Source organism: Fibrobacterota bacterium, assembly GCA_019509785.1.
GTDB lineage: Bacteria > Fibrobacterota > Fibrobacteria > UBA11236 > UBA11236 > Chersky-265.
Map to the genome: position 1 here is coordinate 33,282 of JAEKLQ010000053.1, position 15,585 is coordinate 48,866.

General features: G+C 63.6%; 15 protein-coding genes. 9 read left to right on the forward strand and 6 right to left on the reverse strand.

What is annotated here, in order from left to right; genetic code table 11:
- The first annotated feature begins 83 nt into the window (after positions 1-83).
- From mutM to lspA, 6 genes are all read left to right on the forward strand, one after another.
- Positions 84-983, forward strand: coding sequence for a bifunctional DNA-formamidopyrimidine glycosylase/DNA-(apurinic or apyrimidinic site) lyase (mutM, locus tag JF616_16055; protein ID MBW8889268.1), 900 nt, complete (start codon positions 84-86; stop codon positions 981-983).
- 200 nt (positions 984-1,183) lie between these two features.
- Positions 1,184-1,519, forward strand: a complete 336-nt coding sequence (locus JF616_16060; protein ID MBW8889269.1) for a hypothetical protein — start codon at positions 1,184-1,186, stop codon at positions 1,517-1,519.
- A 5-nt stretch (positions 1,520-1,524) separates the two neighbouring features.
- Complete coding sequence (locus JF616_16065; GenBank protein ID MBW8889270.1) at positions 1,525-2,139, forward strand: DUF374 domain-containing protein; 615 nt, start codon at positions 1,525-1,527, stop codon at positions 2,137-2,139.
- A 20-nt stretch (positions 2,140-2,159) separates the two neighbouring features.
- Positions 2,160-2,804, forward strand: a complete 645-nt coding sequence (locus JF616_16070; GenBank protein ID MBW8889271.1) for a 3'-5' exonuclease — start codon at positions 2,160-2,162, stop codon at positions 2,802-2,804.
- 179 nt (positions 2,805-2,983) lie between these two features.
- Entirely contained in the window at positions 2,984-5,734 is a 2,751-nt protein-coding gene (locus JF616_16075) for a hypothetical protein (protein ID MBW8889272.1), read from the forward strand.
- A gap of 54 nt (positions 5,735-5,788) precedes the next feature.
- The gene (gene lspA, locus JF616_16080) at positions 5,789-6,313 is read left to right on the forward strand and encodes a signal peptidase II (protein MBW8889273.1); all 525 of its coding nucleotides are present in this window, start codon (positions 5,789-5,791) and stop codon (positions 6,311-6,313) included.
- 131 nt (positions 6,314-6,444) lie between these two features.
- Here lspA and rpmB read toward each other — a convergent pair whose 3' ends face one another.
- From rpmB to JF616_16110, 6 genes are all read right to left on the reverse strand, one after another.
- Complete coding sequence (rpmB, locus tag JF616_16085) at positions 6,445-6,681, reverse strand: 50S ribosomal protein L28 (protein MBW8889274.1); 237 nt, start codon at positions 6,679-6,681, stop codon at positions 6,445-6,447.
- 91 nt (positions 6,682-6,772) lie between these two features.
- Positions 6,773-7,837, reverse strand: coding sequence for a hypothetical protein (locus tag JF616_16090; GenBank protein MBW8889275.1), 1,065 nt, complete (start codon positions 7,835-7,837; stop codon positions 6,773-6,775).
- The gene (ispH, locus tag JF616_16095) at positions 7,834-8,769 is read right to left on the reverse strand and encodes a 4-hydroxy-3-methylbut-2-enyl diphosphate reductase (GenBank protein MBW8889276.1); all 936 of its coding nucleotides are present in this window, start codon (positions 8,767-8,769) and stop codon (positions 7,834-7,836) included. Before ispH ends, JF616_16090 begins: the two co-directional genes overlap by 4 nt.
- The gene (locus JF616_16100) at positions 8,766-10,055 is read right to left on the reverse strand and encodes a hypothetical protein (GenBank protein MBW8889277.1); all 1,290 of its coding nucleotides are present in this window, start codon (positions 10,053-10,055) and stop codon (positions 8,766-8,768) included. The genes ispH and JF616_16100 overlap by 4 nt, the downstream gene beginning before the upstream one ends.
- Complete coding sequence (locus tag JF616_16105; protein ID MBW8889278.1) at positions 10,052-10,651, reverse strand: isoprenylcysteine carboxylmethyltransferase family protein; 600 nt, start codon at positions 10,649-10,651, stop codon at positions 10,052-10,054. The genes JF616_16100 and JF616_16105 overlap by 4 nt, the downstream gene beginning before the upstream one ends.
- Before the next feature lie 83 nt (positions 10,652-10,734).
- Positions 10,735-12,336 (reverse strand): ABC transporter ATP-binding protein/permease, encoded by a 1,602-nt coding sequence (locus tag JF616_16110; protein ID MBW8889279.1) that lies wholly within the window; start codon positions 12,334-12,336, stop codon positions 10,735-10,737.
- A gap of 241 nt (positions 12,337-12,577) precedes the next feature.
- Here JF616_16110 and groES point away from each other — a divergent pair, with 241 nt between their 5' ends.
- From groES to hrcA, 3 genes are all read left to right on the forward strand, one after another.
- Positions 12,578-12,862 (forward strand): co-chaperone GroES, encoded by a 285-nt coding sequence (gene groES, locus JF616_16115; protein MBW8889280.1) that lies wholly within the window; start codon positions 12,578-12,580, stop codon positions 12,860-12,862.
- 76 nt (positions 12,863-12,938) lie between these two features.
- The gene (gene groL / locus JF616_16120; protein ID MBW8889281.1) at positions 12,939-14,594 is read left to right on the forward strand and encodes a chaperonin GroEL; all 1,656 of its coding nucleotides are present in this window, start codon (positions 12,939-12,941) and stop codon (positions 14,592-14,594) included.
- 133 nt (positions 14,595-14,727) lie between these two features.
- On the forward strand, positions 14,728-15,585 hold an 858-nt coding region (gene hrcA, locus JF616_16125; protein MBW8889282.1), incomplete at its 3' end, for a heat-inducible transcription repressor HrcA.

Sequence of the window (15,585 nt, forward strand, 5' to 3'; positions counted from 1 at the left end):
CTCCGGATCCTTGCTATCTTTGGTTTGAGGGCGTCATGCATGACGCTCCCACGCCCAAATCTAATATATTGGGCCCCCGACCTATGCCGGAACTCCCCGAAGTCGAAACCATCGTCCGCATGCTGGCCCCCAATGCCCAAGGGCGCCGCATCGCCGCGGCCGAGCTGCGCCTACCGCGCATCCTGTTGGGGATGCCCGCCGCCGAACTCCCCGCCGCCCTCGCGGGCCGCCGTATCGAACGCGTCCTGCGGCGGGGGAAATATATCGTGGTGGAATTGGAAGGCTGCACCTTGGTCGTCCATCTCGGCATGACGGGCCAACTCACCTGGTCCCCCGCGGAGTACAGGGAAACCGAAGGCTTCGCGCGCACCCTTACCGGCCTGGAACGGGCGAAGGGCGTCCATCCCGTCGACAAACACACCCATTTGCTCCTTCATCTCGACGGAGGCGAACGCATCCTTTTCCGGGACCCGCGGACCTTCGGGAAAATCTTCCTGGTTCCGGGCCGCTCCTGGCCGGAGCATCCGCGCTTGCGCATCCTCGGCGCCGAGCCCCTGGACGTGAAGGTGAAGGCCTTCCTGGCCGAGGCCTTCCCCAGCGACAGCGCCCGGCCCGTCAAAGCCTTGCTGTTGGATCAATCTTTCCTGGCCGGCGTGGGCAATATCTACGCCGACGAAGCGCTCTTCCGCAGCGGCATCCACCCCCAGGCCAAGGTGCGCGATCTGAAGGAAGCCCAACGCATCGCGCTGATGGAATCGATCAAGGTCGTACTGCGCAAGGGGATCCGGAACCAGGGCACATCCTTCTCCGATTACCGTAAACCGGACGGCAGCGAGGGAGGCAACTATGAGCGCTTGCAAGTGTACGGACGGGGAGGCGAACCCTGCCTCGAATGCGGAACGCCTTTAGTGAAATCCGTAGTCGCCCAACGCGGCACGGTCCATTGCCCAAGTTGCCAACCCGCCCCGAAACGCCGTAGGTAACGTGCGCGTTACCCTCCCCGGGGGCCAATCGCGCCGGGCCCCGCAGCCCGAGCCCCATTACTGCGTTCGGGCCGTTCCGTCAAGGGAAAAATGCCGCCAACCGTAACTATAACGGGCAGGCGCAGGCGCCGATAAGACGTATATTCGGGGGAAGGCGTTTGCCCCTGGACAAACCCGGGAGCGGAAAGCATACTAGGATTATGAGCGACGGGAACGTGGAGAAAGCCATCCTGGCGGCCCTGGGGCAGCAAGGCAATCCCCTGCTGGAACGGGTGACCCGGAACAACCAGATCCTGGTGCATAATTTCAAGCATACGGTCGCGCGCACCTGCGAATGCCAATTAATGGGCTGCACCGGAAGCTTCGCGATTACCCTGGTGCCCAATCAAGCCTTATATCCGAAATATTGCGAAAACCACCGCACTGAATTCCGCCGCAAGGATTTCCTGCGCCGCCTATACGAAAAGCCCGGTGTCTACCGTATCCGCGAATTCCGTGTGGCGCTGGGATCCGCGGCCCCTCTCCCTCCGCTCTGAAAACCTTGCGAACCTTGCTGTTGGGTCTCGCGTGCCTCTGGCTCAAGACCCTGCGCCTGCGTTGGCCGGCAGGCTCCGCCTTGCCTGGCGGCGCCGTCATCGTCCTCTGGCATGAGCATTTGCCCATTTGCATGCGCGCCTTCGCCGGGCGCGGCATCCACGTACTCATATCCAAGAGCGGGGACGGCGAATGGGCCGCGCGCGCCTGCGCGCGTATGGGCTACCGCGTGCATCGCGGCTCTTCCTCGGCCACCGCCCGGATATCGGCGGGGGCGCAGGCGAAGGCCTTCGGGGGCTTGCGGACCTTGGCCCGCGCCGCCGAAACGGGGAAATCCCTCGTCGGCATGGCCTTGGACGGTCCCCGCGGGCCGCGCCGGGAGCCCAAGCCCGGTTCTTTATGGCTCGCGCGGCGCCTGGGAGTTCCCATCGTCCCCGTGTTCATCGAAGCCCCCAAGGCCTTCCGGCTGGGCACCTGGGACCGCGCCCTCGTTCCGTTCCCGTTTTCGCGCGTCGAAATAAAGCTGGGATCGCCGGTTTTCCCAGGGTCTACCGACGAATTGGCGCGGGCCATGGAAGATGCGGAAGCGCCGAATCCGGAAACCCGTCTTTCCTATATTTAGTCTCCGCTCAGGAGGATCGCTTGCTTCCCTTCGTCACCATGGTCGCCTTCGACGTCGAAACCACAGGGCTCGATCCGGACAAAGAAGACTTGCTCGAAATCGCGGGAGTGAAATTCACGTTCGAAAAACGCGACGGCAAGCTTGCCACCAAGGAGATCTCGCAGTATTGCAGCCTGGTCAGGCCCTCCAAGCTCATCCCCGAAGACGCAACGCGCGTCAACAATATCACGAATCAAATGGTGGAGAACGCTCCGGACCAGAAGCCCGTGCTCCAGGCATTCCTCCGCTTCTGCGGGCTCAGCCCCATCCTGGTCGCGCATAACGCCTCCTTCGACGCGGCCTTCCTGGGCAAAGCCATCCGCAAGCAGGGCCTGGTGATGCCCCAGAATCCCATCATCGACAGCCTCAAATTCATCCGCAAAATCATGCCCGAATACGCTTCCCACAAGCTTAGCGAGATCGCGCGCAAGCTCGGGGATCAAACCGGAATGGTACTGAACCGCGGGGAGCTGCATCGCGCCACTTATGATTGCGTGGTGCTCAAAGAGGTCATGTGCACGTGCCTGCGCAAGCGTTATCAGGACAAGGACCTCGCGATGGATCAAGCGGTGAAATCCTTCGAAAGCGTACACGGAGCGCCTTTGAGCTTCGCGCAATTCGCCTGATAACGCCGGATTCATTTACACTCTTCCGCCGTAGTGCGCGAATTTTGCGTTATTGGGTGATCCTCTTTTAAAAATGGGGCTCTCCCTGCGGATCCTTATTTGTTTAGTTTTCAGACGTCAGACCGGCATCGGGTCTCGGCTCCTCGCGAGCCAAGGCCCGAGTCTGGAAGGATGTCTCTATGTTCTATCGCCCCCGCATTGGAATCCGCCTCCTTGCGGCCTGGGGTTTGTCCCTCTTAGCCTGCGTTTCCGCCGTCCGCGCCGCGAACGGTGACGCGACCGCCGCAGCCGGAGATTCCGCCGCCGGATCATCCGCAGCGCTGCTTCAGGACATCCGTCCCGTGTTGGCGCATGCCTATCCGGGTATCGACACCATTGCTTTGCTCGAGCGCATCGCGGGGCGACTCAAATGGGGGGAGAAGGACGAACGGCTGATCGAGGCGGAGGGCATCCTCTACCTGGATCGCGGGGAATATACCGAAGCGAAAGCTTACTTCGGCCAGCTCGTCGCGCCCCGGCCCGCCGCCATGTTGTTCATGGCTGAAACGTTGGAAGGTTGCGGGGATGGTTACGAGGCCGCCGCATGGCGCTTACGCGCGGCGCGGGCCCTACCGGCCACCGATCCCGCGTCCATCGTCCTGTATCAACGTTACCTCGCCATCCGGACCGGCGATGGGCAAGCCGAAGTGGAATTGGCCGGCCGCATGGAAGCGCAAATGCGTTTCGGCGAAGCCATGGACCTTTATTGGAAGCAACGGGATCGTTTGGCGAAGGACACAGGGGCCGCCGGACGCGCGGCGGACTTGCTCGCGATCCATGGACGGCTCGCCGATGCCGCCGTCCTGGTGGTCCAAGCGCGCGTGGAAGATCCCACGAATAAAGCATTAGGCGCCCGGCTCGCGAACATCCACCTAGCCATGGGGGATAAGGCCGCTGCCGCCGCCATCTGGTCCGAAATCTGGTCCCGCGACCCGGCCGATAGCGCTGCGCTCCGCCATGCGCTTTCCATCCTGGAAGGCGCAGGCGCGGCCGGCGAGGGCGCCTTGAATGGATTGCTCGTAAAGGCCATGGCACGGGACAACGCCTCCGCGGACCTGCATTTCCGCATGGCCGGGCTGTTGCTGAAGTCCGGGGATCGCAAAGCGGCCTATGCCCATCTCGAGCTCGCCTTACGCGCATCTCCCGGTAATACCGTATACCTTGAGCGCTTGCCCGAGGCCATCGAAGGCGACAGCCTGATCCGGGCGCATGCCGCCCTTTTGGAAGAACGTTTCGAAAAGGATGCCGCTTCGCCCCGGCTGGACTTGCTGGCGGCCCGCGCCTACAGCCTCGCGGGAAATCGGCCGAGCGCTTGTCGGGCCTGGACGCGCCTGGCGGAATTGGAACCGAAGTCGCTGGAAGGACGGCGCGACGCTTTCCAGGATCTCGCCGCCTGCGGCGATCCGGCTTCGCTGGGCCTGGCCATGCTCATCGGTTCCAAGCAACTTGCCTTGGGCTTCGACCGCGAAACCGGACGAACCATGATCGCCCTCGCCCTGCAATCGCGGAACTTCCCCGTGGCGGCCGGATATGCCGCCCGCTTGGCCGCCGAATACCCGGACGATGCATCGCATTCCTTGGAGGCCGCCAAGGCCTTGCTCGCGGCGGGAAAAGAGGCCGAAGCCCGCCAGGTTCTGACCGCCATCGCCGGGCATGCGTCCCTCCCGGAAGCCGACTTCCTCCTGGGCCGCTCGTATTGGGCCGCGCAGGCGTGGGACTCGGCCATCCCGCGGCTGCGCGCCGCCCGCGATTCCTTTCCCGAAGCGGGCCCCATGCTGGCGGAATGCCTGCTCGCAAGCAAGGATTACCCCGGCGCGGCCTCGGCTTACGAAACCCATTTCGCCCGCACCGGAAACAAGGAATCCTTGCGGGCCGCCGCGCGCATGCGCCGCCTTGCCGGGGATCTTCCCAAGGAAAAGGAAGCCTTGCAGTCCTTGCAAGACAGCGCTTGGGCGAGCGAAGCCGAGCGCCTTCGCCTCGGCCTGGTCAAGGCCGCCACGGGCGATGGGCGCGGCGCGATGGCGATCTACGCGGATCTCTTCCGTGGCCGTACCGTATTGCCCGCGGGAGAGCGCGAAGGAGAAGGGTGGAGCGAAGCCGCCCTGCAATACGGCATGCAAATGGCCCACGACGGCCAACTGGACAAGGCCATAGCCGCCTTGGGTCTAGGCCTGAAGGCCGCGACGCCGAAGATGCCCGGCCTCACGGAATCGTGGTTGCGGTTGGGTGAGTGCTTGGCGGAGAAGAAGCAATGGCGGGAGGCCTATGCCGCTTACGCCTCCGCCTTGACCTCGGACTCCGCATCGGATGAGGCCGCCGTGGAAATGCTCAACACCGCCAAACGCTTCGACGGTAAGCCGGAACTGGCCGCGGCTTACAGCGCCGTATACCGGGTCGATTCCCTGAATCCCGAAGCCAATGCGGCCATGGGAGCGGTGCGCCAAGCGGCCCATGAATACGGCGAGGCCGCCCGGCACTACCGCCGCGTGGCGGAAGCGCATCCGACGGACGCCTCGGCATGGGAAAACCTCGGCAATGCCCTGGCGCTGGTCCCGGATTTGAAGGCCGCCAGCGGCGCCTTGCAGACCGCCATCGATTTGGGGGCGCAATCGGACGAGGTATATATCAATCGGGCGCGGGCCTATCGAGCCGAAGGCGAAAAGAAAATGGCCGCCTCCATCGTGCAATTCCTCCTAAGCCGGGATCCGCGCGACTATCTGGCTGTGCTCTGGTCGGCCAAATTCGCCGAGGAGGACGGCTATGCCGAGGTGGCCTCCGACCTGTTCCGCAAGACGGCCAAGCTGCAAGCCCCCCGTTCTTCCTGGCCCGAGCTCACCCAGGCCCGCGCCGCGGCGCCCCGGGAAACCAAGACCGCGGCCCGTCCCGATTGATTCGGGCGGATCCGGCTTGTCGCCCCGGCCGCGATTTCGCTAGATTGCAATAGAATGCTGGAACAATCCCCTTCCACGGCCGCCTTCCGGTCCCTGCTCCGTTGGATAGCGCTCAGCGCCCTGCTCTTGGCGGGGTGCCGCGCCGACATGGCCACCAAGGCATGGGCCAAAGGGTCCATCCAGGAAAGGCCGATGACCGTAGTGCCCCAGATGCTCGAGCTCCGCTACGCCGAGAACCGCGCCATCGCCTTCAGCATGTTGCACAATCTTCCGGACAAATCCCGCGCGCCCCTGGTATTGGGTTTGAGCTCGCTGGCGCTGGCCGCCTTGCTATCCCTCATCTGGAGCATGCGCAGGCAAGGCGTGGCCCGCCTCGTCCCTTTGGCGCTCATCCTCGCCGGGGCGTTGGGAAATCTGCAGGATCGCCTCGCCCATGGTTACGTGGTCGACTTCGTATACGTGCATTGGCGCGACCGCTGGGACTTCCCCGTCTTCAATCTGGCCGATTCGTTGATCACGGTCGGAACCGTATTGCTGCTGGTCGAATTCGTTTTCCGCCCCGCTTCGGACCAGCGCTGATTCGTTAAGGGATAAAAAGCCCGTTCACGGAGTCACCGTGAGGCTGAATACGGAAGGGCCGGAATGGAAAGCGCCGAAAAAGAAAAACCGGGCCCGATTGGGTCCGGTTCCTGAGGACTAAGGCGTTTGGATTATTCGGCCTTGCAGAGCTCGTCGGCGCGCTTCAGGGCGGCTTCGATGCCGTTCTTGGCGATGAAGCGAAGGCCCGCGCCGCTCACCTTGAGGGTGATCCAGCGCTTTTCGTTGGCGAGCCAGAAACGCTTCTTGTGCAGGTTGGGCTGGAAGAACTTCCGGGTATGGTTCATGGCATGGGAAACCTGATTGCCCTTCTGCCTTCTCTTCCCGGTCACGTCGCAAATGCGGCTCATGAAAAACCTCGCCTCTTGGCTGATACCAGCTGAAAACTGGGTGAAAACTTGGAGGGACAATTATAGAAAAAAGTCCCGTGGATTCCAGGGATCAGGGGCCAACACCTAATAATCTAAGGATATCGGCCACCCCCGCGGCCTGAAGCGGCTCCATGGACTTACCGGCCAATGCCTGCAAATCTTCCCCGAAATCGGCCTTTTTAAAGCGTTCCAAGGGGATCTCCCGGCCCATTCCCCGCCCCTCCACCAAACCCTTGAGGAGTTCGAATTCGGCGAAATCCTTGCGGCCCAGGAACAGGACCGGTTTGGCCGAGGCCAGGCATTCCGCCACCAGGCCGTACCCCAGTTTGCCGATTACCAAGTCGCAGGACGCGTTCAGGTCCGAATAACGGAAGGACAAATCCTTCTTGAGGAAGCGGTAATTGGCCGGCGCCCCTTCCAAGGGATACAGCCCCATGAACTCCCAATCCGGATAGCGCGCGAGGCGATGCCAGTCCACTCCCTCCAACCCGAAACTGCCCACGTAGATGAGGGCCCATTTCTTTTGCGGATCGAAACCGAAGCGGCGGGCGAACTCCTCGCGGCGGGATTGCCCCGGGCGGCAAATCATCCCCACCGATTCCGCGGATAACGAGACATCGCCGGCCATATGCGGAAACATGCGGAGATGCCGATCAGCCAAGGCGTAATCTTCGCGCATGCGCGCGAGCATGCCCAGGTAACGGGGGTATTTCGCGACGTAAGGGCCGTAGATGTCCAACCAAGTGAAGTTACAAACGCACCAGGCCGGGACCCCGGCGGCGCGGGCGATGGGGAAAGCCAGGGGCGGAGTGTCGCCGACGACCAGGTCGGTCCCGGCGGCGCGCAGCATCGGCGCGAAGCGCGCGACCTGATCGCTCCGGCCCGACTCGATGCCGGCGTAACGCTCCAACGTGGCTTCCACGTCCACTTCCACGGTATCGGTCTGGAGGCAACCGCAGTCGATCTCGCAAGGGATCACGCGTACCTCTCGGCGCACCTCGTCGCGGAAGAAGGACTCGGGAACCGAGGTATAGATATCGACGGAGACGTGGGCGGGCAGGGCCTCGATCAGGGCCGACTGGCGTACGGCATGGCCGAAGCCATGTCCCGAGAGGAAGAAGGCGACGCGCTTCAAGCGGGGGCGTTGAGGATGTCGGGCAGGGAAAAGTGCACGTTCTCCTCGAGGATCACGTAGTCCTCGGCGGTCGTGCCGGGAACCTCTTTCTGGATCCACCTGACCACGTCCTGCACCAGGTCCTCGGGAGCGGATGCGCCCGAAGAAATGCCGACGTTCTCCACGCCCAGCAGCCATTCGGACTTCATGTTCCCGGGGCCGTCGATCAGGTAGGAGGGCTTGCCCATGCGCTCGCCCAGTTCGCGTAGGCGGTTGGAATTGGAACTGTTCGCCGACCCGATCACCAAGAGTATGTCCACCAGCTTGGCCATCTCGGTCACCGCCGATTGGCGGTTGGTGGTGGCATAGCACAAATCGCCCTTTTCCGGGCCCTTGATGTTAGGGAACCGCTGCTTCAGCGCCTTGATGATGTCCTTGGTCTCTTCGATGGAAAGCGTGGTCTGGGTGGTGTAGGCCAGGCCATCCTCATTGACGCCTTCCAGCTTGCGCACGTCGTCCGGGGTCTCCACCAGGATCATCTTGCCTTCCGGCAACTGGCCCATGGTCCCTACCACTTCGGGATGCCCGGCGTGGCCGATGAGGACGATCTGCAATTCGTTCTTGTTATGCCGCATCACCGCGGAATGCACCCGCTTGACCAGCGGGCATGTGGCATCGATGGTGAGAAGCTTGCGGGAATCGGCTTCCGTGTAGACCGCGGTGGGTACCCCATGCGCGGAGAAGATGGCCACCGAATTGATGGGGACCTCTTCCAATTCCTCGACGAAGACCGCGCCCTTCTCGCGCAGGCGCGAAACCACGGCCTGGTTATGCACGATTTCGTGCCGTACGTAGACCGGGGCGCCGAAACGCTCCAAGGCCTTTTCGACGATGCTGATGGCCCGTTGTACGCCGGCGCAGAAGCCGCGGGGGGAAGCCAGGAAGATTTTCACCGTTTATTTCCTTTACCCGCGGGTGCCGCGAGGCCGGCCTGCCGGCCCGCCGGCGGGGCCGGGGCGATGGGGAAGAAAGTAGCAATTATCCTTTCGCGACATGCCTGCAGGGACGCGCCCAAGGCGTTTTCGAGCTCCCGCGCGAAGGCGGCGCAAGCGACCGGTTGGCCCGCATCCGGTTCGGGCCAGGCGGCCAGCGTCGCCGGTTCGGCGACCACTTGGGCCAGGTCGCGCGCCAGCAACAGATCGGCGATGGAACGTTGATGGCTATAATGCGGCCCGAACAGGATTCGGCAACCCGCGGCCAGCGGCTCCCACAGGTTATGGCAACCATGCGGGATCAGGCTTCCGCCGACGAAAGCCGTATGGCAATGCGGCAACCGGGCAAGCACCTGCCCGAACCCGTCCACCCAAAGATGGCGCGCGTCCGGATTATCACTGGCGCGGGCGAACCCCATGGGCCCGAGCGCCTTGTCGAAACCCTCGAACTCGCCAGGCCTACGCGGAAACACCACGATCCCGCTCCGGGCCTGCAAGGCCGGTAGCACCGGCAGCAAGAGGCGCAGCTCTTCCAGGTGCAGGGAGACGAATGCGAATCCGGAACGCGGCCCTTCGCGCGAGGGAGCGCCGGAGAGGAAGGCCAAGGCCTTATAATCGCCGCCGGAAACGACGGGGGCCGAAACCGCTTGGGCGAAGCGGGAGCGATCCCCTTCGGACTGGGCATCGATCCAAGCCATGCCGTCCAGAAGACGGAGGGCCGCGCCCCCGAAACGACGATACACCCGTAAGGCTTCCGGAGTGAGGCGGCCGGCGGCCAGGGCTACCGGAAGGCCTCGGCGGGCGCACGCCGCAAGGGCATTCGGCCACAGCTCCGCTTCATACAAGCACAATCCCCGGATGCCCCCGCGCTCCAGGAAGGCATCGATGAGGCCGGGATGATCGAACGGCGCCAACCGGGTACGCCGGGAAGCCTCGGAACCGGCGCATTGGAGCGCCAGATAATCGATCCCCTCGGCGGTCGCGGCCGTGAGCAATACGGGAAAGTCCGGCGGCAGGGCGCGGGCCAAGGTCCAGAGGCCTTTGGCCTCGCCCAGGGAAGCGCAGTGCATCCAGAGGGGGCGCATGGACGCCGGCCAAGGGGAATCGGTCGAGAGGCGTTCCGTAACACGCCAGTTACGGGGGAGGAGGCGCGCGCGCGCCAACAGGCGGATACCCGGCAACGCCAGGATCCAGGCCGAGCGGTAAAGCCAGAGCCAACAAGCCGCACTCGACGGGAATCCGGTCATCCCGACGCCGCCGCCGCGATGCGGATGATAAGCGCGCAGGCGCAGCCTTTCGCGAGGTTCCACCCTTGCCGGGCCATGAGCGGCCGCCAAACTTCCGCCTTCGCGGGCGCGTCCCTTCCGCGATCGGCTTCCCCTGGACCGGACCCTCCGCCGTCCGCTTGGCCGGGGGCGCCCTGACCTTCCTTCCGCATCGCCATTCCCGGCCATCGTGGGGTAACCTGCATGTAACGCCGGTAGATTTCGCCATGACGCGCCAGCAGGAACTTCTCCTCGGCGCGCGCCAGGGCCTCATGATGGGCGACCGCCACGGCGATTCCCAAAACCGCCGCCCAAAGCGGCAGGCAATGGGCATATAGGACGATGCCCGCGGCGCAAAGCAGGTTGGCGAAGTACAGGGGATGACGGGAAATCCGGTACGGTCCCCCCGCGGCCAGGGAAGGCCCGGAAAGAACGGCCCCATTGCTATGGCCATCGATATGGGCTCCCGCCCAGGCGCGCCAGCCCAGTCCCGCGGCCAACAAGGCCAGCCATGCGGGCTGTAAAGGCGCATGGGAACGGTAGCGGGCCAACGCCAAGGCGCCCAAGAGCGCGGCCAAGATCCATCCGCGCCAGGCGAAATGGATGCCGCTTACGATCCTGATACCTCCTAGCCTCGGGGTTTCATCCGGGCCCCCTGGCTTCATACCGCCACACCCGCCCGCATGGCCCCCAGCGGAACCGTGCGCGCGCAGAATTCGCCTAGGAACGGCTCATGGGAAACCAAGGCCCCGCCTCGTTGCGATCCATCTGCGCGGGGCCGCCTCCAGAAGGCCAGCAGATCGCCGAGGATACGCTCCCGATCGGCGGCAGTCAGCCAGGTAGTCGGCTCGTCCAAGAGAAGGAAGGCCGCCGGCGAAGCGAAAACCCGCCCCAGGCAAAGCCTCTGCCGCTCGCCGCCCGAAAGGCCCTCCCAGCGTCCGCGCCCGTCCCCTTTTTCGAGCAAGCTTTCCAGGCCCAAGACCGCGTCCAGCTCCCTCCATTGGGAAGGATGGGTCGAGCGATAGGCCCGCGCCCAGTCGGCATAATCCGGCTCCATGTAGGCGCGTTGCGGCAGGTATGCGCAAGGCGCCTCGCCGCCCGGCCCCAGGATGCGGCCCGCAGCAGGGCTTTCGATGCCGGCGATCAATTTCAGCAAGGTCGACTTTCCCGCCCCGTTGCGCCCGGTGATCCAGGCCAATTCCCCGCCCGCTAGGCGCAAATCCAGCCCATAGAAAACCGGCGCCGAGCCGTAGCCGAAAGCCACGCCCTCCAGCGCCACGCCACCCCCGGGGACCGGAGGGCGCGGCGCGCGGCGCGGGAACCCCTCCAGGGTAACCTGGAGGTTAACCTGGTCCGCGAAGGCGCGTTTGCCCAAAGCATAGGCGGGATGATTACGGGCCCATTCCCGGATGGGACGGTACAACAGAATCAGCAAGGCCCCGAAGGGCAGCAGAGCGATGAAACCGCCGCCGGAACCGGCCGATGGCGCGCCGCCGGGTCCAGCCCCCCGCGCCGCCCAGGCCAGGACGGCCAAGGCCATGAAGCCGAACCACTCGAGGGCCGGCGGGAATATGGACTTGGAGATTTCCCAGCGCCAAGCGCGTTCCGCATGGGCATCGAGGCCGGTCCCGACCCGCGCCGCCGCCCCGGGCAACCGCCCGTTTCCCGCCTCCGATTCCAAACCGTCCGCGAAGGCTTCCAATTCCCCGGAGAGCTCCAAGCGCGAACGGTTCCAGGCATCGGCGGATGAGGTTAGGGATCGGGATTTCCATCGTCCCGCCAACCAGGCCGGAAACGCGAGGGCCGCGGCCGCGGCCGCGGGCCGCCATCCGAACAGGAAGAGCATGGGCGCCAAGGCGATGGCGTTCGCCGCGGCGGCCAGGCAACGGAAACCCGCGCCCATCCCCTCCGCGAGGGCGTTCACTCCCGCCTCCAGGGAGGTAACCAGGATGTTACGCCAGGGATCCCGGTAGGCGGGGAAGTCCCGGCCGGCGGCCGCGTTCAGCAAGGAAGCGCGCCTCTCCGCCAACCACGCGAACACGGCCCGCGCTTCCAGGCGCGCCGCGAAGATGAGAAGCAGGGAACGCGCCGTCACGATGGCCGCCAGGCTAGCCAAAGGCCAGCCCCATGCGCCCCCGAGCTCGTTGGCCACCGCCATCTTGGCGATCCATACGAACAAGCCTTCCAAGAGCCCTGCACCCCAGGCCGTGAGGAAGAGCACCAGTAAGACGGCCTTGCGGCGGCGGGCGAAGGCGCGAAGCATGGATACGGAAAAATAGGTCCAAAAATTTCGGCCTTAACCGCGGCCGTCTATTTGCCGAAAATTCCCGACCGACGTTTCACAATAGTACGGAGCAGCCAAAACTTCGCCGCTGAAACCTGCACGATACTTGAAATCGGGGAAAACAGGCAGTATATTAGCCCGCAACATTAGCACTCAATCAATATGACTGCTAAAAATCAACTTCAAATTTTCGTAAACCCACCCCATAAGGAGTAGAACCATGAACGTGAAGCCCCTCGCTGATCGCGTCCTCGTCGAAGCCCTGGAAGCCGCGGAAAAAACCGCCGGCGGCCTATATGTACCGGACACCGCCAAAGAGAAGCCCCAGAAGGGCCGTATCATCGCGGCCGGTCCCGGCAAAGCCGCCGACAACGGCACCATCGTGAAGTTGGAAGTCAAAGTCGGCGACACCGTCCTCTACGGCAAGTACTCCGGCACCGAAGTCTCCGTGGACGGCAAGGATTACCTGATCATGCGCGAGAGCGACGTTCTCGCGATCATCTAAGACCTCATGATTCAACCCGGGCCCTGCCGGACGGCCGCGCCCCCGAACGAAGATTCATAACAAGGAGAGAAACACAATGGCCAAGCAACTCGTATTCGATACTGCCGCCCGCGCCGCCCTCAAGAGGGGCGTGGACAAGCTGGCGAACGCCGTCAAGATCACCCTCGGCCCCAAGGGCCGCAACGTCGTGATCGCCAAGAGCTTCGGCTCGCCCACCAGCACCAAGGACGGCGTCTCCGTCGCCAAGGAAATCGAGCTGGAAGACCCCTTCGAGAACATGGGCGCCCAGCTCGTGAAGGAAGTCGCCTCCAAGACCTCCGACATCGCCGGCGACGGCACCACCACCGCCACCGTGCTGGCCCAGGCCATCGTCACGGAAGGCCTGAAGAACGTCATCGCCGGGGCCTCGCCCATCGAGCTGAAGCGCGGCATCGACGCCGCCGCCGACGCGGTGGCCAAGGAAATCGACAAGATGGCCAAGCCCGTCAAGACCAAGGAAGAATGGGCCAAGGTCGCCTCCATCTCGGCCAATAACGAGATCGAGATCGGCAACCTCATCGCCGAAGCCATGGACAAGGTCGGCAAGGACGGCGTCATCCAGATCGAAGAGGCCAAGTCGGCCGAGACCAAGGTGCGCGTCACCGAAGGCATGCTCTTCGACCGCGGCTACGTGTCGCCCTACTTCGTGACCAACCCTGATTCGATGGAAGCGGTCCTCGAAAACGCCGCCCTCCTCATCTACGACAAGAAGATTTCCGCCATGAAGGACCTGCTCCCGATCCTGGAGAAGGTCGCCCAGAGCGGCAAGCCCCTCTTGATCATCGCCGAGGATGTCGAGGGCGAAGCCCTGGCCACCTTGGTCGTGAACAAGCTGCGCGGCACCCTGAAGGTCGCGGCCGTCAAGGCCCCCGGATTCGGCGACCGCCGTAAGGCCATGCTCGAGGACATCGCCATCCTGACCGGCGGGCGCGTAATCTCGGAAGAGACCGGGCTCAAGCTAGAGAACACCACCTTCGACGATCTCGGGACCGCCAAGTCGATCAAGATCGACAAGGACAACACCACCATCGTGGACGGCGCCGGCAAGGCTTCGGATATCAAGGCCCGCGTGGCCCAGATCCGCCGCCAGATCGACGAGACCACCTCGGATTATGACCGCGAAAAGCTGCAAGAACGCCTGGCCAAGCTGGCCGGCGGCGTTGCCGTGATCGAGGTCGGAGCCGCGACCGAGACCGCCATGAAGGAAAAGAAGGATCGCGTGGACGATGCCCTGCATGCGACCCGCGCCGCCGTGGAATCCGGCGTAGTGGCCGGCGGAGGTGTGGCCCTCATCCGCGCCGCCCGCGCGCTGGATAGCCTGAAGCTGGAAGGCGACCAGGCCGTGGGCGCCGCCATCGTGCGCCGCGCCATCGAAGAGCCCCTGCGCCAGATCGCCCTCAACGCCGGCGAAGAGCCGTCGGTGGTGGCGAACAAGGTGAAGGAAGGCAAGGATGACTACGGCTTCAACGCCCGCACCGGCAAGTACGCCAACCTGCTGGCCGACGGCGTCATCGACCCCGCCAAGGTGACCACCACCGCCCTGCGCAACGCCGCGTCCATCGCCGGCCTGCTGCTGACCACCGACTGCCTCATCGCCGAGAAGAAGGAAGAGAAGTCTTCCGGCGGCGCCGGCGGAATGGGCGGCGGCATGGGAGGAATGGGTGGCATGGGCGGCATGGACGGGATGATGTAATCCCGGCCATCCGGAACCGGGTCCCGACGCGTGCGGGGCCTGTAGTTCTGGGCCTCTCGCCTCAGCAATCCGTCCCCGGACGCCGCAAGGAGTCCGGGGACTTTTCGCTTTAGAATAGAGCCAGAATCCCGTATTGGCCGCGAGCAGCGCCACCATCCGCAATACCATGGCCGAACTCGAAGAGATGGGATTCGTGGAGCAGCCGCATACCTCGGCGGGTCGCACCCCCACCGATCGGGGCTATCGCACCTATGTCAACGACCTGATGCAAGTCGAACCCTTGCCTGCCGAAGAGGCCCGGGTCATCGAATCCGCGGTGTCGCAAACGAATGATGAACAAGACCTCATGGCCGAGGTCGCCCGACTGTTGGGAAAACTGACGCGTCAATTGGGCGTAGCGGTTTCCCCCGCCGTGGAACAGGCGCAGTTCAAGAACCTGTCCCTGGTCCCCCTCGACGAAAACCGCCTCATGATCGTCCTATCCATTTCCGAATCCGTCTTCCGGACCACCTTGGTGGATGCCCAGATTGATACTTCGATTTATCGCTTGGAATCCATTGCGCGTCGCATCAATGAACGGATGCAAGGCAAGCCTGTTTCATTTTTGAACAACTATCTTCGGAATCCTGAAGATGCGCCCTCGTCGGACGAAGAAAAGAGGGCGTTTTCTTTCTTTGACCGTTCTATTTCGAAGCTATTTAAGTCCCAAAGCCACTCCGAGGTTCAATTTTCGGGCACTAAGAATATCTTCTCTAAGGCGGATTTCGAGAAACTAGAGGATTTAGAAGCGATATTGGACCTATTGGACTCGAAAATGGCGCTGGTACATTTCTTGCGACAAAGAAACGAAAAAGAGGGAGTCCACGTTACCATCGGAGAAGAAAATCGGGAAGGCCATAACCTCCGCTCGGTGTCCATCGTGACCTCGGCCTTCCACCTCGGTGGCGGCCAGGGAATCATCGGGGTCATCGGGCCGAAGCGGATGCCTTAC

What these genes read in the sequence shown, in the direction of transcription:
- JF616_16110 (MBW8889279.1), bottom strand. Translation starts at nt 12,336, where the DNA reads ATGCTTCGCGCCTTCGCCCGCCGCCGCAAGGCCGTCTTACTGGTGCTC.
- JF616_16075 (MBW8889272.1), top strand. Translation starts at nt 2,984, where the DNA reads ATGTTCTATCGCCCCCGCATTGGAATCCGCCTCCTTGCGGCCTGGGGT.
- JF616_16100 (MBW8889277.1), bottom strand. Translation starts at nt 10,055, where the DNA reads ATGACCGGATTCCCGTCGAGTGCGGCTTGTTGGCTCTGGCTTTACCGC.
- lspA (MBW8889273.1), top strand. Translation starts at nt 5,789, where the DNA reads ATGCTGGAACAATCCCCTTCCACGGCCGCCTTCCGGTCCCTGCTCCGT.
- mutM (MBW8889268.1), top strand. Translation starts at nt 84, where the DNA reads ATGCCGGAACTCCCCGAAGTCGAAACCATCGTCCGCATGCTGGCCCCC.
- rpmB (MBW8889274.1), bottom strand. Translation starts at nt 6,681, where the DNA reads ATGAGCCGCATTTGCGACGTGACCGGGAAGAGAAGGCAGAAGGGCAAT.
- JF616_16060 (MBW8889269.1), top strand. Translation starts at nt 1,184, where the DNA reads ATGAGCGACGGGAACGTGGAGAAAGCCATCCTGGCGGCCCTGGGGCAG.
- groES (MBW8889280.1), top strand. Translation starts at nt 12,578, where the DNA reads ATGAACGTGAAGCCCCTCGCTGATCGCGTCCTCGTCGAAGCCCTGGAA.
- groL (MBW8889281.1), top strand. Translation starts at nt 12,939, where the DNA reads ATGGCCAAGCAACTCGTATTCGATACTGCCGCCCGCGCCGCCCTCAAG.